This is a genomic window from Burkholderia sp. SJZ089 (assembly GCF_007828315.1).
Classification (GTDB): Bacteria; Pseudomonadota; Gammaproteobacteria; order Burkholderiales; family Burkholderiaceae; genus Burkholderia; species Burkholderia gladioli.
Genome location: NZ_VIUM01000013.1, coordinates 21,850 through 41,113, shown reverse-complemented (window position 1 = coordinate 41,113; position 19,264 = coordinate 21,850). Strand labels below are relative to the sequence as shown.

General features: G+C 69.3%; 15 protein-coding genes and 1 other RNA gene. 9 read left to right on the top strand and 7 right to left on the bottom strand.

Going from position 1 to position 19,264, the window contains the following annotated elements:
* Positions 1-5: 5 nt before the first annotated feature.
* Together FB600_RS23135 and FB600_RS23130 are read right to left on the bottom strand one after the other, a co-directional pair.
* A complete protein-coding gene (locus FB600_RS23135; protein ID WP_096749548.1) occupies positions 6-1,580 on the bottom strand; it encodes a formate dehydrogenase beta subunit in 1,575 nt (524 codons plus the stop codon).
* Complete coding sequence (locus FB600_RS23130) at positions 1,577-2,047, bottom strand: NAD(P)H-dependent oxidoreductase subunit E (RefSeq protein WP_017921565.1); 471 nt, start codon at positions 2,045-2,047, stop codon at positions 1,577-1,579. The genes FB600_RS23135 and FB600_RS23130 overlap by 4 nt, the downstream gene beginning before the upstream one ends.
* A gap of 128 nt (positions 2,048-2,175) precedes the next feature.
* On the opposite strand from FB600_RS23130, the gene FB600_RS23125 reads away from it, so the two are divergent.
* Complete coding sequence (locus FB600_RS23125) at positions 2,176-3,258, top strand: substrate-binding domain-containing protein (RefSeq protein WP_036037611.1); 1,083 nt, start codon at positions 2,176-2,178, stop codon at positions 3,256-3,258.
* Positions 3,259-3,419: 161 nt separating this feature from the next.
* Positions 3,420-3,686, top strand: a complete 267-nt coding sequence (locus FB600_RS23120; protein ID WP_013696982.1) for a hypothetical protein — start codon at positions 3,420-3,422, stop codon at positions 3,684-3,686.
* Between the two features lie 175 nt (positions 3,687-3,861).
* Here the strand turns inward: FB600_RS23120 and FB600_RS23115 are convergent, their stop codons facing one another.
* On the bottom strand, positions 3,862-4,746 hold the full coding sequence (locus FB600_RS23115; protein ID WP_017921567.1) for a LysR family transcriptional regulator: 885 nt from the start codon (positions 4,744-4,746) through the stop codon (positions 3,862-3,864).
* Between the two features lie 143 nt (positions 4,747-4,889).
* Here FB600_RS23115 and FB600_RS23110 point away from each other — a divergent pair, with 143 nt between their 5' ends.
* The 6 genes from FB600_RS23110 to pdeM all read left to right on the top strand — a co-directional run bounded on the left by FB600_RS23110 (position 4,890) and on the right by pdeM (position 13,250).
* On the top strand, positions 4,890-5,609 hold the full coding sequence (locus tag FB600_RS23110; RefSeq protein ID WP_261383440.1) for an MBL fold metallo-hydrolase: 720 nt from the start codon (positions 4,890-4,892) through the stop codon (positions 5,607-5,609).
* 146 nt (positions 5,610-5,755) lie between these two features.
* Complete coding sequence (locus FB600_RS23105) at positions 5,756-6,649, top strand: hypothetical protein (RefSeq protein WP_145757439.1); 894 nt, start codon at positions 5,756-5,758, stop codon at positions 6,647-6,649.
* 364 nt (positions 6,650-7,013) lie between these two features.
* A complete protein-coding gene (locus tag FB600_RS23100) occupies positions 7,014-8,159 on the top strand; it encodes a ligase-associated DNA damage response exonuclease (RefSeq protein WP_145757440.1) in 1,146 nt (381 codons plus the stop codon).
* Complete coding sequence (locus FB600_RS23095) at positions 8,156-9,832, top strand: ATP-dependent DNA ligase (protein WP_145757441.1); 1,677 nt, start codon at positions 8,156-8,158, stop codon at positions 9,830-9,832. Before FB600_RS23100 ends, FB600_RS23095 begins: the two co-directional genes overlap by 4 nt.
* Complete coding sequence (locus FB600_RS23090; protein WP_145757442.1) at positions 9,829-12,591, top strand: ligase-associated DNA damage response DEXH box helicase; 2,763 nt, start codon at positions 9,829-9,831, stop codon at positions 12,589-12,591. The genes FB600_RS23095 and FB600_RS23090 overlap by 4 nt, the downstream gene beginning before the upstream one ends.
* A complete protein-coding gene (gene pdeM / locus FB600_RS23085) occupies positions 12,588-13,250 on the top strand; it encodes a ligase-associated DNA damage response endonuclease PdeM (protein WP_145757443.1) in 663 nt (220 codons plus the stop codon). The genes FB600_RS23090 and pdeM overlap by 4 nt, the downstream gene beginning before the upstream one ends.
* 117 nt (positions 13,251-13,367) lie before the next feature.
* Here pdeM and ssrA read toward each other — a convergent pair.
* The 4 genes from ssrA to ompA all read right to left on the bottom strand — a co-directional run bounded on the left by ssrA (position 13,368) and on the right by ompA (position 16,011).
* Positions 13,368-13,737: a transfer-messenger RNA gene (gene ssrA, locus FB600_RS23080) on the bottom strand.
* A 12-nt stretch (positions 13,738-13,749) separates the two neighbouring features.
* The gene (gph, locus tag FB600_RS23075) at positions 13,750-14,466 is read right to left on the bottom strand and encodes a phosphoglycolate phosphatase (protein ID WP_098154425.1); all 717 of its coding nucleotides are present in this window, start codon (positions 14,464-14,466) and stop codon (positions 13,750-13,752) included.
* A 30-nt stretch (positions 14,467-14,496) separates the two neighbouring features.
* Entirely contained in the window at positions 14,497-15,195 is a 699-nt protein-coding gene (ubiG, locus tag FB600_RS23070; RefSeq protein ID WP_145757444.1) for a bifunctional 2-polyprenyl-6-hydroxyphenol methylase/3-demethylubiquinol 3-O-methyltransferase UbiG, read from the bottom strand.
* Between the two features lie 159 nt (positions 15,196-15,354).
* On the bottom strand, positions 15,355-16,011 hold the full coding sequence (ompA, locus tag FB600_RS23065; protein WP_013696991.1) for an outer membrane protein OmpA: 657 nt from the start codon (positions 16,009-16,011) through the stop codon (positions 15,355-15,357).
* A 636-nt stretch (positions 16,012-16,647) separates the two neighbouring features.
* On the opposite strand from ompA, the gene gyrA reads away from it, so the two are divergent.
* On the top strand, positions 16,648-19,263 hold the full coding sequence (gene gyrA, locus FB600_RS23055) for a DNA gyrase subunit A (protein ID WP_096749538.1): 2,616 nt from the start codon (positions 16,648-16,650) through the stop codon (positions 19,261-19,263).
* The last annotated feature ends 1 nt before the right edge of the window (position 19,264 follow it).

The window sequence follows — 19,264 nt, the reverse complement described above, 5'->3', positions numbered from 1 at the left end:
TCCTGTCAGGCCGCGGCTTTGGCTGCCGCATGGGCGCCGCCGAGTCCGAAATCTTCCGGGAAGTGGTCGAGCGCCGAGAGCACCGGGTACGGCGTCATGCCGCCCATCGCGCACAGCGAGCCGGCCATCATGGTGTCGCAGAGCTCGCGCAGCAGGTGCACCTGCCGCTCGGAGGTGTCGCCGGCGCGGATCCGGGCGATGGTCTCGACGCCGCGCGTCGAGCCGATCCGGCATGGGGTGCACTTGCCGCAGGACTCGTGCACGCAGAACTGCATCGCGTATTCGGCGAGCTCGGCGAGGTTGGAGGTGTCGTCGTGCAGCACGATGCCGCCGTGCCCGACCACCGCGCCGACCGCGGCATAGGCTTCGTAGTCGAGCGGGATGTCCCACTGGCTGTCCGGCAGGTAGGTGCCGAGCGGGCCGCCCACCTGGGCGGCGCGCGCCGGCCGGCCGCTGGCGGTGCCGCCGCCGAACTCGAACAGCAGCTCGCGCAGCGTGACGCCGAACGCGAGCTCGACCAGGCCGCCCTGGCGGATGTTGCCCGCCAGCTGGAACGGCAGGGTGCCGCGCGAGCGGCCCATGCCGTAGTCGCGGTAGAACTGGGCGCCGCGCGCGAAGATGATCGGCGCGGTGGCCAGCGTGATGACGTTGTTGATCACGGTGGGCTGGCCGTGCAGGCCCTGCAGCGCGGGCAGCGGCGGCTTGGCGCGCACCACGCCGCGCTTGCCTTCCAGCGATTCGAGCAGGGCCGTTTCCTCGCCGCAGACATAGGCGCCGGCGCCCTTGGCGACGAACAGCTCGAAGGCTCGGCCCGAGCCGAGCACGTCGGCGCCGAGCCAGCCGGCCGCGCGGGCCCGCTCGATCGCCTGGTTCAGCGCGGCGATCGCGTGCGGGTATTCGCTGCGCACGTAGATATGGCCTTGCGTGGCGCCCGTCACCACGCCGGCGATGATCATGCCTTCGATCAGGCAGTAGGGATCGCTCTCCATGACCAGGCGGTCGGAGAAGGTGCCCGAGTCGCCCTCGTCGGCATTGCAGACCACGTACTTCTGCGTCGCCTGCGCCTGGCGCACGGTGCGCCACTTGATGCCGGCCGGGAACGCGGCGCCGCCGCGTCCGCGCAGGCCCGATTCGATCAGTTCCTCGCAGGCCGCGGCGCCGTCCAGCGTGAGCGCGCGGCGCAGCCCTTCCAGGCCGCCGTGCGCGAGGTAGTCGTCGATCGACAGCGGATCGGTGATGCCGATGCGCGCGAAGGTCAGCCGCTGCTGCTTCTTCAGGTAGGGCAGTTCATCGACCAGGCCGACGCGCGACGGGTGTTCGCCGCCCTCGAGCCAGCCTGCGTCGAACAGCGCGCCGACCTGGGCCGCGTCGAGATTCGCGTAGCCGACGCGGCCGGCCGGCGTGGCCACCTCGACCAGCGGCTCCAGCCAGAGCAGGCCGCGCGAGCCGTTGCGGACCAGCTCGATCGCCAGGCCGCGCGCGGCGGCCTCGGCCGCGACGGCGCGCGCCAGCGCCTCGGCGCCGACGGCCAGCGCGGCCGAATCGCGGGGAACGTAAATGCGGACTGCGGCCTGGCTCATGCGGGCTCCTTGAGATCGGCCGCGGCGAGCAGCGCATCGAAACGCGCCGCTGTCATGCGCGCGTGAGGTTCACCATTGATCATCGCGGATGGGGACTGCGCGCAGAAACCGAGGCAGTAGACCGATTCCAGTTCGACGTCGCCTTGCGCGCCCTGGTCGATGCGGCAGCCGGTGCGCGCCTGCGCGTGCTCGACCAGCGCCTCGCCGCCGAGGCTGCGGCAGGCTTCGGCGCGGCACAGCTGGATCGTCACGCGCGCGGGCGGGGTGGTGCGGAAGTGGTGGTAGTAGGTCAACACGCCATGGACTTCGGCGCGAGACAGGTTCAAGGTCTTGGCCAGCAGCGGCACGCAGCCCTCGGGCACGTAGCCGGCTTCGTCCTGGATCGCGTGCAGGATCGCGACCAGCGATTGATCGGCGCGCGCGTGCCGGGACACCAGCGCGTCCGCTGAAACGGGGGATGGGGACATCCTGAGCTCCTCCAGGTCCATATGCACGGCTACTGCATATAGCCGCGCACTGACACTGCTGTTTGATCGAGTGTTGAAGACGATAAGCCGTTAGAATTCAGGTCGCAATAAGAAATGAGGCTGCATAAATGATTCGAGTCGAATGCGACGCACATCTGATCGTGCGCGACAGTGAAGGGCGCACGGCGAGCCTGTCCGATGTGGTGCCGTTGCTCGAGCTGGTCGCGACCACCGGCAGCATCGCGCAGGCCGCGGAGGCCAAGGGGCTGTCCTACCGGCACGCCTGGGGCCTGCTGCGGGCGCTGGAAGCCTGCGTCGGCGGCGCGCTGATCGAGACCGCGCGCGGCAAGGGCACCTCGCTCTCGGAGCTGGGCGCGGCCGTGATCGGCGCGCAGCGGCTGGTGGGCGAGCGGCTCGGCGGCAATCTGCGGGCGCTGGCGGCCGAGGTGGCCAGCGAGCTGAATCGCCGCCTGACCCAGCATCCCGGCGCGCTGCGGATCCACGCCTCGCACGGCTACGCGGTGGCGGCCCTGGTGTCGGCCCTGGTGGACGGACATGCCCAGGTCGACATCAAGTACCGCGAGAGCGTCGAGGCCGTGAAGGCACTGGCGCGCGGCGAGTGCGACATGGCGGGCTTCCACCTGCCGCGCGGCGCGTTCCGCGCCAATTGCGCGCAGATCTACCGGCCCTGGCTCGACGACACGCGCCACGTGCTGATCCACCTGACGCGGCGCAAACAGGGCCTGTTCATCCCGCGCGGCAATCCCAAGGGCGTGGTGGGGCTGGCCGACCTGGCGCGCGAGGACGTGCGCTTCGTCAACCGCCAGCCCGGTTCCGGCACGCGCATGCTGCTCGACCTGGCGTTGCGCGAGATCGGCGTCGATCCCGAGCGGATCAACGGTTATGCCTCGGCCGAGCTGACCCATTCGGCGATCGCGGCCTTCGTGGCCAGCGGGATGGCCGATCTGGGCTTCGGCGTCGAGCCTGCCGCGCATCACTTCGGGCTGGCCTTCATCCCGGTGGTCGACGAGGACTATTACTTCGCCTGCGAGCAGGGGCGGCTCGGCGATCCGCCGCTGGCGGGCGCGCTGTCGCTGCTGCGCGACGAACCCTATCGAGAGACGGTGGCGGGGCTCGACGGCTACGATCCCGCCGCCTGCGGCACGCTGCTGTCGGTGGCGGACGGCCTGTCGGGCACCACGGCGGTTTGAGCGGGGCGAGAGGGCCGTCAGGGGGCGGGAATTCGCCTGTCCCCCGAAACCGCCGGTAACGCGAGGCAAGCCGTGGCCAATGCAAGCGGCGCGCATTTGCGCTACGCTTTTCGTTTAGCCAACAATTCCAGCCATCGCGCCGCGACACGGCGCCAGACGTCATGAAACTCCTCGCCAATCTTGCCGCCGTGGGCCTCACGGTCGGCGTGCTGTCCGCCGTCGCCTCGGTGTCCTTCGCGCAGAATGCGCCGGGCGTGCCGGGCGGCATCCTGACCGACCAGTTCAAGTTCAACGAGCATCCGCAGATGCAGTTCGCGGCCTCGGCGCCGTCGAAGAAGTACCAGACCGGCAAGCGCACGGAAGCCCGCAAGAAGGGCGACCTGGGCGATCCGGACGGCTGCAACCTGCAGTGTCCGCAGGACAACTGATCCCGCCGTCACTGTCGGATCGAGGCACGGCCCCTTGCGGGCCGCGCGCATCTCGCGCAAGAAGGAAGGCGCCGCCGCTGGCGTCTTGCTCGATCTTCCCGTCTGTTTTTCCGTTCCCCGCGTTAATTCCCATTCCTGCCTGGTTCGCGACGGGGCACGGCTGCGTGCGTCCGGCTCAGGCCAGCTCGTCGGCCGCATCGGCGAACACTTCCCCGAGATGATCGGCGACGGTCCGCGTCGGCAGGTCCTTGCGGGCCTCGCGCCGCGTCAGCAGCCAGATCTCGCGCGCCGGCGGCGCATGGGCCAGCCGGCACGGCACCAGCGCCGGATCGGCGCGGCCGATGAAATTCGGCAGCAGGGCGACGCCCGCGCCCGCGCCGGCCGCGCTGGCCTGGGCCAGGTAGCTGCCGCCGCGCAGCGCCAGCCGGGCCTTCGGGAAATGCCGGGCGAGCCAGGCCGCCTCCGGCAGGTGCGCATTGGCCTCGTCGAAGCCGACGAACACCGGCGCGGCGCCTGCCGCGAGCCCGGCGGCCAGCGACGGCGCGGCGAACAGCCCGTAACCCAGGGTCGCGACGCAGCGGGCCAGCACGTCGCCGTCCTCGGGCCGTCCGAAGCGCAGCGCGATATCGGTTTCGCGCCGCTCCAGGCTGACTGCCCGGAAGTCCGAGGCGAGATCGATATCGAGCGAGGGATGGCGGGCGGTCAGCGTCGCCAGCCGCGCGATCAGGAAGTGCTGGGCCAGGCTGGGCGGCGCGTTGATCCGCACCAGGCCGCGCGGGCTGTCGTCGGGGCCGCCGCGGCCCAGTTGCGCGGCGGCGGCTTCCATCTCGCTGGCCGAGCCGAGCGTGCGGGTGCCGGCCGCCGTCAGCACGTAGCCGTCGGGGCGGCGCTCGACCAGCCGTTCGCCCAGCGCCTGTTCGAGCGACTGGAGGCGCCGCGAGATGGTGGCATGCGACACCGACAGGGCTCGTGCCGCCGCCGACAGGCTGCCGTGACGCGCCAGCGCGACGAATACGCGGATGTCCTCCCAGTCGGGTGTTGGACGAATTTGATCAGCCATTGTCGAGAGTTTGGGAATTTTCGAACATGGAACGGCAGCCTAGCATGGCTTCCTCCACCAACCGAACAGGAAACTCGCGATGAAGGCGCCAGACCTGACCCTGACGCTGATCGGCGGCCCGACGGTGCTGATCGAATGACGGCGTGCGCCTGCTGACCGATCCGACCTTCGATCCGCCCGGGCTCTGCCAGGAGCAGCCGCTTCGCTTCGAGAAGACCACCGGGCCGGCCTTGTCGGTCGAGGAGATCGGCGCGCTCGACGCGGTGCTGCTCGGCCACGACCCCCATTTCGACAATCTCGACCATGCCGGCCGCGCCATGCTGCCGCGCGTGCCGCTGGTCTACACGACGCAGGCCGGGGTGCGGCGGCTGGGCGGCAATGCGCCCGGTCCCGCGCCCTTCGAGACGCGCACGCTGCGCGACGCGCGACGGCCGGCGCCTGCTGGTCACGGCAACCCGGCGCGCCACGGGCCGGCCGGCATCGAGCCGTATTCGGGCGACGTGATCGGCTTCGCGCTGGGCATCGACGAGCCGGGCGACCTGGTCTGCGTGACGGGCGACACCGTCTGGTATCAGGGCACGGCGGAAGTCGCGCGGCGCTGCTCGCCGCGCATGGTGGTGCTGTTCACGGGGGCAGCCGAGCCTCGCGGGCGTTTCCACATGACGATGGGCAGCGAGGATGCGCTCGAGGCGGCGCAGGCGTTTCCCGAGGCACGGCTGGTCGCCGTCCACAACGAAGGCTGGGTGCATCTCAAGGAGACCCAGGCCCAGCTCGAGGACAACTTCGCCACGCTCGGCGCGGGCGGGCGCCTCACCGCGCTGGAGCGGGGCCAGCCCTGGCTGATTGGCGAACGCGGCGAGTGAGGATCCGGCCCCTTGCACGTCGGGAGGTCGCGCGGCGCGAATTTTCATCGCCTGCTTCGGATCGGCGTACATCGTTTCCGCCGGCACGGCCTCGCCGTGCCGCTCGCCTTTAGGCTTGGGGAATCTCACCTTCCCCGGGGTTCGACATGTCCCTTGCGATCGGCAACGTGAATCGCAGCAACGGCATCGACGCGCTCGGCGGCGCCAACGGCGCGCAAAGCCAGTTGATCCAGTTGCTGCAGCAGCTCGACAACGCCATCCACCAGTTGCTGGCGCGGATGAGCTCCGATGACGACAACAAGGTCGGCGGGGCATCGGGCGCGGGCGGTGGCGGTTCGCCTGGTTCGTTCCCGCAGCTCGCCGCCGATCCTTCGGGCGCGGCGGGCGGCGGCGGTGCACCGGCGGCCGCGACGCTTGCCGCGGCGACCCCGTCTGCCGTGGCAGCACCGCCGGCCGGCGCCGATGCGAGCACGTCCGGCGGCGGTCCCGCCCCCGGCGCCGCAGGGCTCGGCAACAATGCCGGCGGCGTGCCGCAAGCGGCCGCCAGCAACGGCGTGAGCCCCGATTCTGTGAAGGTGGTGAACACCGGCACCGGCAACGACAAGACTTTCAACGTCACCGACGACACGAATCGCCCCGAGTCCTTCACCTATTCGGTGCAGGGGCAGAACAAGGGGACCATCACGCTGCAGCCGGGGCAGACGGGAACCTTCGTGGCCGGCTCGGGCGATATCGGCGTGCGGATCTCGCCGTCGGACGCGAGCGGCAACACGCATCCCGACGAAGTGCTGTACGAGGACGGCGGCGCCGACAACGGCCAGCCCGGCGGCGCCGGCAATCCCGATATCAGCAAGGTGGACGGCAACAAGGATTTCGGCGGCAACGCGACCAACATGACGGTCACGCTGTCGGACGGCAAGAGCGCCGGCGACGGCGATGCGATCCACGCCTACGCGTATTCGACCGACGATGCCGCCTCGATGGGCCTGGCGGGCGACCCCAGCAAGACCGCGAACATCGTGCTGTCTGACGCGTCCTGACGGTAGCCGGCGAACCGGCCGGCCGCGTTTCTCGACCCCGCCGGCGTGCCCGGCGGGGTTTTCATTTTCTGGGCAGCGACGCGCGTGTCGGATCGACGGCGGCGCCGTGGTCGACGCTCTGGCCGATGGAGATCCGATCCGCGCGCCGGGATCGAACCCGGCCGCTGCGGGCATGCATCTGGCTAGTGCATGATTAGCGTGTCCGAAACCGTCGCGTCCGCGCTGCTTGCGCAGGCGGCAGCGTCGACGCACGGGACCCGTGAACCGCAAGCGGCAGTACCGCCGGACGGCGGCTCCGGCCCGTGACTGGGCCCGTTCCGACCGATTCGCGCCTGCCGTCCCGCAATCCGACGAAGGAAGTGGCGTGGATTCATCCTCCGACCTGATCGTCGCCCGCCCCGAGGGCCTGTACTGCCCGGCCGGCGATTTTTACATCGACCCCTGGCGCCCGGTCGAGCGCGCCGTGATCACGCATGCGCATGCCGACCACGCGCGCCCCGGGCATGGCCGATATCTCGCTGCCCGGCCCGGTGTCGGCGTGCTGCGCTCGCGGCTGCCGCAGGCTCAGGTGCAGGCCCTGCCGTATGGCGAAGCGATCGCGCTCGGCGATGCGCGCGTGTCGCTGCATCCCGCCGGCCACGTGCTGGGCTCGGCGCAGGTGCGCGTCGAGCATGCCGGCCGGGTCTGGGTCGCTTCGGGCGACTACAAGCTGGAGCCGGATCCGACCTGCGCGCCGTTCGAGCCGGTGCGCTGCGACACCTTCATCACCGAGTCCACCTTCGGCCTGCCGATCTATCGCTGGGAGCCGACCGCGACGATCCTCGCCGGCATCGACGCGTGGTGGCGCCATAACGCGGCCGAAGGCCGGGCCTCGGTGCTGTTCTGCTATGCGTTCGGCAAGGCGCAGCGCGTGCTGGCCGGCATCGATCGCGGCATCGGCCCGATCTTCTGCCACGGCGCGGTCGAGCCGCTCAATCGCGCGTACCGGGAGGCGGGCGTCGATCTGCCCGACACGCGCCTGGTCTCCGAGGTGCCCGCGCGCGACAAGGCCGCGTTTCGCGGCGCGCTGATCATCGCGCCGCCGTCCGCGCAGGGCAGCGTCTGGATGCGCCGTTTCGGCGACTACAGCGATGCCTTCGCCTCCGGCTGGATGCGCTTGCGCGGCACGCGACGCCGGCGCGGCGTCGATCGCGGCTTCGTGCTCTCGGATCACGCGGATTGGCCGGGGCTGCTGCAGGCGATCGATGCGACCGGCGCCGCTCGCGTGATCGTCACGCATGGACAGGTCGAGCCGATGGTGCGCTGGCTCAACGAACACGGCAAGCAGGCGGGCGCGTTCGCGACCGAGTACGGCGAGGAGGCCGATGAAGGCGCACCCGCGCCGGAGGCGGCGTCGGATGCCGCGCCGAGCGCGGCGGTGGGCGCGGCATCCGATACGTCGCCCTCGCTGCGGACACCGCCGTCGGCCCCGGACGCCGGCGAGCACGAGAGCACGGAGCCCCGGCGATGAAACGATTCGCGGCCCTGTATGCGGCGCTCGATGCGACCACCTCGACCCAGGTGAAGCTCGAGGCGCTGGTCGCCTATTTCTCGGCGGCCGAAACCGAGGATGCCGCCTGGGCTTCGTATTTCCTCGCCGGCGGCAAGCCGCGCCAGTCGGTGCCGACCCGCCTGCTCGCGCAATGCGCGCGCGATCGCGCCGGGCTGCCCGACTGGCTGTTCGAGGAGTCGTACCAGGCGGTCGGCGACCTGGCCGAGACCATCGCGCACGTGCTGCCGCCCGCCACGCGCGCCTCGTCATTGGGCCTGGCGCAATGGATCGAGACACGCGTGCTGACCTTGCGCGGCAGCGAGCCCGAGGCCCTGCGCGAGCGCCTGGTCGGCTACTGGGACGAGTTGGACTGGAGCGAGCGTTTCCTGCTGACCAAGCTGATCGGCGGCGGATTTCGCGTCGGCGTGTCGCGTCAACTGGTGGTGCGCGCGCTGGCCGCCGTCGCGGGCGTCGATCACAAGCGCATCGCGCAGCGCATGGTCGGCTGGACCGATTCCCGCCAGGCGCCCGACGCCGCGCGCTATCTGCGGCTGATCGCGGCCGAGCCGCAGGGCGATGCCGTCGCCGCCGCCGCCGCCACGCACGAGAGCGATCTCGGGCTGCCCTATCCGTTCTTCCTGGCGCATCCGTTGCAGGCCGATCCGGCCACGCTCGGCCCGATCGGCGACTGGCTGGTGGAGTGGAAATGGGATGGCATCCGCGCGCAACTGGTGAAGCGCGCCGGGCGCGTGTGGATCTGGTCGCGCGGCGAGGACCTGCTGACCGAGCGCTTTCCGGAGCTGGCGGCGCTCGGCGAGGCCTTGCCCGACGGCACCGTGGTCGACGGCGAAATCCTTGCCTGGGAGCCGGGAGCCGACACGCCGCTGCCGTTCGCGAGGCTGCAGCCGCGCATCACGCGCAAGTCGCTCAGCAAGCGCGTGCTCGCCGATTCGCCGGCCGCGCTGCGCGCCTACGACCTGCTCGAGGAGGGCGGCCGCGACCTGCGCACCGAACCGCTCGCGCGGCGTCGCGCGCGGCTGGAGGCGCTGGCCGAAGCCTTGCCGGCCGGCGAGGCCGGCGTGGCGCTGCGCGTCTCGCCGCTGGTCGAGGCGGCGGACTGGCCGGCGCTGGCGGCGCTGCGCGAGCAGAGCCGCGCGCGCGGCGTCGAAGGACTGATGCTGAAGCAGCGCGCCTCGATGTACGGCGTCGGGCGCACCAAGGCCGCCGGTACCTGGTGGAAGTGGAAGATCGATCCCTACGCGATCGACGCGGTGCTGTTGTACGCGCAGCGCGGCCATGGCCGGCGCGCGAGCCTGTACACCGACTTCACCTTCGCGGTGTGGGACGAGATGGACGGCGTGCGCACCCTGGTGCCGTTCGCCAAGGCGTATTCGGGGCTGACCGACGAGGAGATGCGCCAGGTCGACGCCATCGTGCGGCGTACCACGATCGAGAAGTTCGGCCCGGTGCGCAGCGTGACGCCGAGCCTGGTGTTCGAGATCGGTTTCGAGGGCATCCAGGCCAGCCCGCGGCACAAATCGGGGATCGCGGTGCGTTTCCCGCGCATGCTGCGCTGGCGCACCGACAAATCGATCGAGGACGCGGACACGCTGGCGATGCTGAAGGGCTTCCTGGACGAGGCGCCGGCATGAGCGCGGCGCGACGGCGCGATCGGCGCGAGGCAGGGGCGCTCGGCGATGGTGTCGACGTCGATCCCGCCGGCGGGTCGGCAGGCAGCGTCGACACGGGGCGCGCCGCGCCTGCCGGCGGCGACCCCGGGCGGGCCGAGACGACGCCGCCCGGCCGCCGCGCGCCGCGCGGGCGCCGGATTCCATTGAGCCGGGCGGCACAGGCGCGACACGATGCGGCCGCCGAAGCGTTTGTGCCGGCCACCTTCGAATTCGACGCGGCGCGTGCCGCCGAGCCGATCGCCGGGCGGATTGCCGCCTGGTTCGCGTCGCGGCGCCGCGAGCCGTTCGACTTCCAGCGGCAGGTCTGGCATGAGATCGCACGCGGCGCCAGCGGCCTGCTGCATGCCACGACGGGCGCCGGCAAGACCTTGGCGGTCTGGCTCGGCGCGCTGGCCGCCTACGCCGAGGCGAACGCGGCGCGGCCGGGCGCGGCATCGTCCCGCCGCGGCCCGTTGCCGGCGCCGCTGACCGTGCTCTGGATCACGCCGATGCGCGCGCTGGCCGCCGACAGCGCGCGTGCCCTGCAGGGCGCCGTGCTCGACTTGTCGGTGCCCTGGACGGTCGGCCTGCGCACCGGCGACACGCCGTCGAGCGAGCGGGCGCGGCAGGATCGCCGCATGCCGTCGGCGCTCGTGACGACGCCGGAAAGCCTCTCGCTGATGCTCACACGCATCGACGCGGGCGACACCTTCGCGCAGCTGCGGCTGGTGGTGGTCGACGAGTGGCACGAACTGCTCGGCAGCAAGCGCGGCACGCAGGTCCAGCTCGCCATCGCGAGGCTCGCGGCGTGGCGGCCGGATCTGCAGGTATGGGGCTTGTCGGCGACGCTCGGCAACCTGCCGCTGGCCAGCGACGCGCTGCTGCACGCGGTGCGCACGCCGCGCGCGCTGGTGCGCGGCACGCTGCCGAAGCCGCTCGTCGTCGATACGCTGATCCCGGACACCATCGAGCGCTTCCCCTGGGGCGGCCATCTCGGCACGCGCCAGGTCGGCGCGGTGGCCGACGGGATCGACGCGGCCGCCAGCGCGCTGGTGTTCACCAACACGCGCTCGCAGGCCGAACTCTGGTACCAGGCCTTGCTCGAACGGCGCCCGGACTGGGCCGGCCTGATCGCGCTGCATCATGGCTCGCTCGACAAGAGCGTTCGCGACTGGGTCGAGCAGGGCCTGAAGGCGGGGCGGCTGAAGGCGGTGGTCTGCACCTCGAGCCTGGATCTCGGCGTCGATTTCCTGCCCGTCGAGCGCGTGTTCCAGGTCGGCTCGCCCAAGGGCGTCGCGCGCCTGATGCAGCGCGCCGGCCGCTCGGGTCACGCGCCGGGGCGCACCTCTCGCGTGACCATCGTGCCGACCCATGCGCTGGAACTGGTGGAGGCCGCGGCGGCGCGCTGGGCCATCGAGGGCGGCCGGATCGAGGCGCGCGAGATGCCGCTGAAACCGCTCGACGTGCTGGTCCAGCACCTGGTGACGATCGCGATCGGCGGCGGCTTCCGGCGCGACGCGATGCTCGCCGAGGTGCGGCGCGCCTATGCCTACCGGGCTCTGGGCGAGGCCGAGTTCGATTGGGCGCTCGCCTTCGTGGAGCGCGGCGGCACCTCGCTGAGCGCCTATCCCGACTATCACCGCGTGGTCGTCGGCGACGACGGGGTCTATCGCGTGCCGCGCGAGGAACTGGTGCGCCGGCATCGCAACAATATCGGCACCATCGTCGGCAACGCGACGATCCAGGTCGTGTTCCTGTCCGGCGGCCGGATCGGGGCGATGGAGGAGTCGTTCGTGGCCCGGCTGAAGCCGGGCGACGTGTTCACCTTCGGCGGCCGGGCGCTCGAACTCGTCCGGGTGCGCGACATGACCGCCTACGTGAAGCGCGCGAGCTCGACGCGCGGCGCGATCCCGCAATGGGCCGGCAGCCGGATGCCGCTGTCGTCGGAACTGGCCGAGGCCGCGCTCGCGATGCTCGCGCGGGCCGCCGACGGCGTCTTCGACGAACCGGAAATGCGCGCGGTGCGTCCGCTGCTGGAGTTGCAGGCCGCCTGGTCGGCCTTGCCCGCGCCCGGCGTGCTGGTCGCCGAAGCCGTCCGCAGCCGCGAAGGACATCATTTCTTCTGCTACCCGTTCGCGGGCCGCACCGCGCATGTCGGGCTCGGCTCGCTGATCGCCTGGCGGGTCGCGCGCAAGCGGCCGAGCACCTTCTCGATCTCGATGAACGACTACGGCTTCGAGCTGCTGTCCGCGCAGCCGTTCGACTGGGGCGCGCTGATCGACGGCGGTCTGTTTTCGCCGGATGGGCTGGAGCACGACATCCTCGCGAGCCTGAATGCGTCGGAGCTGTCGGCGCGCCGCTTTCGCGAGATCGCCAGGGTGTCGGGGTTGGTGTTCCACGGACATCCGGCGCAACAGAAAAGCGCGCGGCAACTGCAGGCCTCGAGCGGCCTGTTCTACGAGGTGTTTCGCCGGCACGACAGCGGCAACCTGCTGCTCGCCCAGGCCGACCAGGAGGTGCTGGAGCAGGAACTCGAGCTGGAGCGGATGCGTGCGGCGCTGGAACGCATGAGCACCAGCCGGCTGGCCTTGAGCACGCCGGACAAGCCGACGCCGTTCGCGTTTCCGTTGATCGTGGGGCGGCTGCGCGAGAAGCTGAGCACCGAGACGCTCGCCGATCGTGTCGCGAGGATGCTCGCGGATCTCGAAAAAACCGCGGCGCGCGGCGGGCGCGGATCATGAGCGCCGATGCGCTGACCATCGAGCTGAACGGCCATCCGCTGATGCTGAGCGCGAAGCGCGCGGCCTTCGATCCGGTGCGCGGCTGCCTGCTGGTCGCCGATGCGCACCTGGGCAAGGATGCGGTGTTTCGCGCGCGCGGCATTCCGGTGCCGGCCGGCTCGACCGGCGAAACGCTGGCGCGGCTCGACCGCTTGATCGCGAGCTATCTGCCGGAATCGATCGTGTTTCTCGGGGATCTGCTGCACGCGCGCGAATCGCATGCGGACGATACGCTGGCACCGCTACGGGCATGGCGGCGTGCGCATCGGGGCTTGCGGCTGGTGCTGGTTGAGGGCAACCACGATCGACATGCGGGCGCGCTGGCCGCGGAATTCGGCGTGGAGACGGTGGCCGAGCCGTATCGGCTCGGTCCATGGGCGCTGTGCCATCACCCGGGGGAAATCGACGGCGCCTACGCGCTGGCTGGCCACGAGCATCCGGTACTGGCGTTGAAAGGGCAGGGCGACCGCCTGCGGCTGCCGTGTTTTCGCTTCTGCGCGCGCGCGGGCGTGTTGCCGGCGTTCGGCGCATTCACGGGCGGGCATGATGTGGGGGCGCCGCGTGCGGACGAGCGGCGCTACGTGATCGGCGGCGATCGGGTGTTCCGCGTCGGAGCCTGACGGGCGGCGCGGTGCCAGGCTCGGCGATACGGCAGGCGAGGGCGCAACAAAAAACCCGCGGAGCCAGGGGCTGACGCGGGTTTCTTGCTTGATGCCGGTGATGCTCAGGGTATTCGGTGGTGGAGACGGCGGGAATCGAACCCGCGTCCAGAAGCGGTCCACGACCAGTTCTACATGTTTAGTTCTGTCTTTTGATTTAACCGCCACGTCGCGGACGAACACGCTGCGGGACGGCGATCCGCTAGGTTTTCGACCCTGTCGTCGCGGCGCCGACAGGGCTTAACTGACGTAAATGACCTCTGGCGGTATTGCTACCGGTCTTGCGACACTAGCCCGTCAGTGAACTAGGCAGAGGACGGCGGCCCTTAGGCTGCCAGTGCGAACGTTTCGTCGTTTGCAGTTACGTTTTTCCCATTGATTAACGAGGTGACGGGTCCTCGACATGCCCTAGCCGCTTCGCAACCCCTGTCGAAACCAGGTCGCCCCCACGGACTTGACATTATAGCGCAACATTGCGCAGCAGCTCGCGCAATCCCTTCGTGGTCGCGGCGAAATGCTGCGCCTGCCAGCGCTCGGGCGGCACGCCGTCGCCGCAATAGCCGTAGGCGGCCGCGATGGTCGGCATGCCGGCCGCTGCGCCGGCCTGGATATCGCGCAGGTCGTCGCCGACATAGACGATGCGTTGCGGCGCGATGCCCATCTGCGCGGCCGCATGCAGCAGCGGCGCCGGATGGGGCTTGGCGTGCGGCGTGGTATCGCCGCAGACGACGCTGGCCGCGCGCGCGGCCAGCCCGAGCAGGGCCACCAGCGGCTCGGTCAGCCGCGTTGCCTTGTTGGTGACGATGCCCCAGCGCACACCGCGCGCGTCGAGCTCGTCGAGCAGCTCGGCGATGCCGGGAAACAACACGGTCTTCACGCAGAGCGCGTCCGCGTAGTTGGCCAGGAACTCCTGGCGCATCGCCTCGTAGCCGGGCGCCTCGGGCGTGATGCCGAAGCCGCCGCCGAGCAGGCCGCGCGCGCCGGCCGAGGCGAGCGGGCGCAGTAGATCGAGCGGCGTTTCGGCCAGGCCGCGCTCGCGCTGCATCTTGTGGACCGCGCCGGCCAGGTCGGGCGCCGTATCGGCGAGCGTGCCGTCGAGGTCGAACAGGACCGCCTCGCAGTGGGAGGGGGCGGCGGCGGCAGTGGCCGGGGCAAGCGGGGAGGCGGGCGTGCTCATGCGTTCGGTAGGCGGGGCAGGGTGGATCGATCAGGCGTGGCGGCGGCAGGCGACCAGGTAGTTCACGTCGGTGTCGTTCGACAGCGAGAAGCGCTTGCTCAGCGGCTGGTAGGTGATGCCGCGAATCTCGGCCACGTGCAGGTCGGTCGCGCGGATGAAGCCGGCCAGCTCGGACGGCTTGATGAAGCGCGCGTAATCGTGCGTGCCCTTGGGCAGCAACTGCGCGATGTACTCGGCGCCGATCACGGCCAGCAGGTAGGACTTGAGGTTGCGGTTCAGGGTCGAGAAGAACACCCAGCCGCCCGGCTTGACCAGCGCCGAGCAGGCGGCGATCACGCCGGCCGGCGAGGGAACGTGCTCGAGCATCTCCATGCAGGTGACGACGTCGTAGCTGGCGGGCTCGCGCTCGGCGATCGCCTCGGCGGCGATTGCCTCGTAGTCGACCGTGACGCCGCTTTCCAGGCTGTGCAGGTCGGCCACCCCGAGCGCCTCGGTCGACAGGTCGATGCCCTTGACCTGGGCGCCCAGGCCCGCCATCGATTCGGACAGGATCCCGCCGCCGCAGCCGATGTCGAGCACGCGCTTGCCGGCCAGGTGCGCATGCGCGTCGATCCAGCCGAGACGGACCGGATTGAGCTCGTGCAGCGGCTTGAACTCGGCGTTCGGATCCCACCACTTATGGGCGAGATCGCTGAATTTCTGTAGTTCGTGCGGGTCGGCGTTGGTCATGTCGGCAAGCGAATAGCGCGGAAAGGGAGCGAGCCCCGAGTATATAAGCGGCGGTTGGCGGCTGCCAGCAAGCGGCCGGCGCCGGCCGCCGGAATGAAAAAGCCCCGCCGAGGCGGGGCTTCAAGGCTGCGGTAACCTGAGAGGTTACTGCCTGCCCATTTACTTCTGCACTTGTTGCGTGCCGACCACTTCGACTTCCACGCGGCGGTCCGGAGCCAGGCAGGCGATGAGCTGCTTGCGGTTCTTCTGGTTGCAGCCAGTCGTGACCGGGTTGCGCTTGCCCTTGCCTTCCGTGTAGACCTTGCTCGACTCGACGCCCTTGCTGACCAGGTACGACTTGACGGCTTGCGCACGGCGCAGCGACAGACGGTCGTTGTACTTGTCCGAGCCGATGCGGTCGGTGTAGCCCGTTGCGACCACGACTTCGACGTTCATGCCCTGGATCTTGGCTGCCAGTTCGTCCAGCTTCTGCTTGCCCAGCGGCTTGAGCGTAGCCTTGTCGAAGTCGAACAGTGCGTCAGCCTGATACGTGATCTTCTGGCTCGTGATGGCCGGCGGAGCAACCGGAGCGACCGGCGTCGGAGCCGGTGCCTGCGCGACCAGCGCGCCATCGCACTTCGCGTTCGCCGTGGCCGGCGTCCAGAACGCGTCGCGCCAGCAAAGCTCGTTCGTGCCGTTCATCCACACGTATTCGCCCGTGCCATTCACCCAGTTGTCATTCACGGCTTGTCGCGATGCCGGCACCGATTGTGCCGAAGCGGATGCAGCCACTACTGCGGTAGCTGCAATGAACGCGAGCTTTGAAAATTTATTCATATTTCTCCTCTCGAAATTGAGATTACCGCAGGTTTACTGCGAGCCTGATGACGATGACAAGTCATACATTGCTCGGAGTATAACATTGGTGCGACACAAAAAACGCGCCGCCACTCCCTGGGAGCAGCGTCTGAATTTCAGTGCTTCGGCATTTTGCCATATCGTTCCCGTCCCACGAAAAAAAATCCTCCCCACCCCAAGAAGCCCCTGGCGATTGTGGTTCCAGTGCAACAGGCGCCTGCAGGATGTTTCAAGGATTGTCAAGAACAACCGCGGGAGGCGACACGCTTTCGACACAATCCTCTGTTCCGTTGCGCGTGAGCGATTCTGGCAAAACCGTCGATGATGATCGGCGGCGATGGCAGGGGTGTGTCGATCCGGCGAAATCGCGCCAGGCTGTGCCAGCGAAATGCGTGCCCGGCATCGGCTCGATGTTGGTGCGCGACGGGCATGATTCAGCCGCGCCCAGCGTCCTGCCTCAGCGCGGCGGCCCAGCGGCAAAAAATCGCTATATCTATATAGAGGGGGCAAGGGCGTCGGGGCAGATTTGCCGCATGGTAGAATCGCACGTTGCGTCGTGACTACGGCGTTTACGCGAAAGGCGGTCCCGTCTTCGCTCCGAAACGATACGGATACATGGATCAATTCGCCAAAGAGACCCTGCCCATCTCCCTAGAGGAGGAAATGCGCCGTTCGTATCTCGATTACGCGATGAGCGTGATCGTCGGACGTGCCCTCCCGGATGTCCGCGACGGCCTGAAGCCCGTGCATCGGCGCGTGCTGTTCGCGATGCACGAACTGAACAACGACTGGAACCGGGCCTACAAGAAGTCGGCGCGTATCGTCGGCGATGTGATCGGTAAGTACCACCCGCACGGCGACAGTGCCGTGTACGACACCATCGTCCGGATGGCGCAGGATTTCTCGCTGCGTTACATGTTGGTCGACGGCCAGGGCAACTTCGGTTCGGTCGACGGCGACAACGCCGCCGCGATGCGCTACACCGAAATCCGCATGGCGAAGATCGGCCACGAGCTGCTGGTCGACATCGACAAGGAAACGGTTGACTTCGGGCCCAACTACGACGGTAGCGAAAGCGAGCCGCTGATCCTGCCGGCGCGGATCCCGAACCTGCTGATCAACGGTTCGTCGGGCATCGCGGTCGGCATGGCCACCAACATCCCGCCGCACAACCTGTCGGAAGTGGTCGATGCCTGCCATCACCTGCTCGCCAATCCGCAGGCCTCGATCGACGAGCTGATCGAGATCATTCCCGCCCCCGATTTCCCGACCGCCGGCATCATCTACGGCGTCGCCGGCGTGCGCGACGGCTATCGCACCGGCCGCGGCCGGGTGGTGATGCGCGCCACCACGCACTTCGAGGAAATCGATCGCGGCCAGCGCATGGCGATCATCGTCGACGAGCTGCCCTACCAGGTGAACAAGCGCTCGCTGCTGGAGCGCATCGCCGAACTGGTCAACGAGAAGAAGCTCGAGGGCATCTCCGATATCCGCGACGAGTCCGACAAGAGCGGCATGCGCGTGGTGATCGAGCTCAAGCGCGGCGAAGTGCCCGAGGTGGTGCTGAACAACCTCTACAAGTCGACGCAGCTGCAGGACACCTTCGGCATGAACATGGTCGCGCTGGTCGACGGCCAGCCGAAGCTGCTGAACCTGAAGGAGATGCTCGAATGCTTCCTCGCGCATCGTCGCGAGGTGCTGACGCGGCGCACCATCTATGAACTGCGCAAGGCCCGCGAGCGCGGCCATGTGCTGGAAGGCCTGGCCGTGGCGCTGGCCAACATCGACGACTTCATCGAGCTGATCAAGGCCGCGCCGACGCCGCCGATCGCGCGTCAGGAACTGATGGCGCGCTCCTGGGATTCGTCGCTGGTGCGCGAGATGCTGGCGCGCGCCGAGGCCGAGAACGCCGCGGCGGGCGGGCGCGAGGCCTATCGCCCGGAAGGGCTGAACCCGGCCTTCGGGATGCAGGCCGACGGCAAGTACAACCTGTCCGAGACCCAGGCCCAGGAAATCCTGCAGATGCGTCTGCAGCGCCTGACCGGCCTCGAGCAGGACAAGATCATCGGCGAGTACCGCGAGGTGATGGCCCAGATCGCCGACCTGCTCGACATCCTGGCGCGCCCGGAGCGGATCACCACCATCATCGGCGAGGAGCTGACGGCGGTGAGGAGCGAGTTCGGCGATGCGCGCCGCTCGCGCATCGAGCTGAACGCCACCGAGCTGAACACCGAGGACCTGATCACGCCGCAGGACATGGTGGTGACCATGTCGCATGCCGGCTACGTGAAGTCGCAGCCGCTGTCCGAGTACCGGGCGCAGAAGCGCGGCGGGCGCGGCAAGCAGGCCACGCAGATGAAGGAAGACGACTGGATCGAGACGCTCTTCATCGCCAACACGCACGACTACATCCTGTGCTTCTCGAACCGCGGCCGTGTCTACTGGGTCAAGGTCTACGAGGTGCCGCAGGGTTCGCGCAACTCGCGCGGCCGGCCGATCGTCAACATGTTCCCGCTGCAGGACGGCGAGAAGATCAACGTGGTGCTGCCGGTCAAGGAGTTCTCGGCCGACAAGTACGTGTTCATGGGCACCTCGCTCGGCACCGTGAAGAAGACCCCGCTCGAGGCCTTCAGCCGGCCGCTGAAGAAGGGCATCATCGCGGTCGGCCTCGACGAGGGCGATTTCCTGATCGGCGCGGCGATCACCGACGGCGAGCACGACGTGATGCTGTTCTCCGATTCGGGCAAGGCGGTGCGCTTCGACGAGAACGACGTGCGCCCGATGGGCCGCGAGGCGCGCGGCGTGCGCGGCATGCAGCTCGAGGACGGCCAGCAGGTGATCGCCATGCTGGTGGCCGGCGGCGAGGAGCAGTCGGTGCTGACCGCCACCGAGAACGGCTACGGCAAGCGCACCCCGATCACCGAGTACACGCGCCACGGCCGCGGCACGAAGGGCATGATCGCGATCCAGACCTCCGAGCGCAACGGCAAGGTGGTGGCCGCCACCCTGGTCGAGCCGGAAAGCGAGATCATGCTGATCACCACGGCGGGCGTGCTGATCCGCACGCGCGTTTCGGAGATCCGCGAGATGGGACGGGCTACGCAAGGTGTTACACTCATCAGTCTCGATGAGGGCACCAGGCTTTCGGGCCTGCAGCAGATCGCCGAGGCGGATGCGGATAGCGAAATCGACGCCGACGACGCCTCCGAGTCGGAGGGCGGCGACGCCTGAG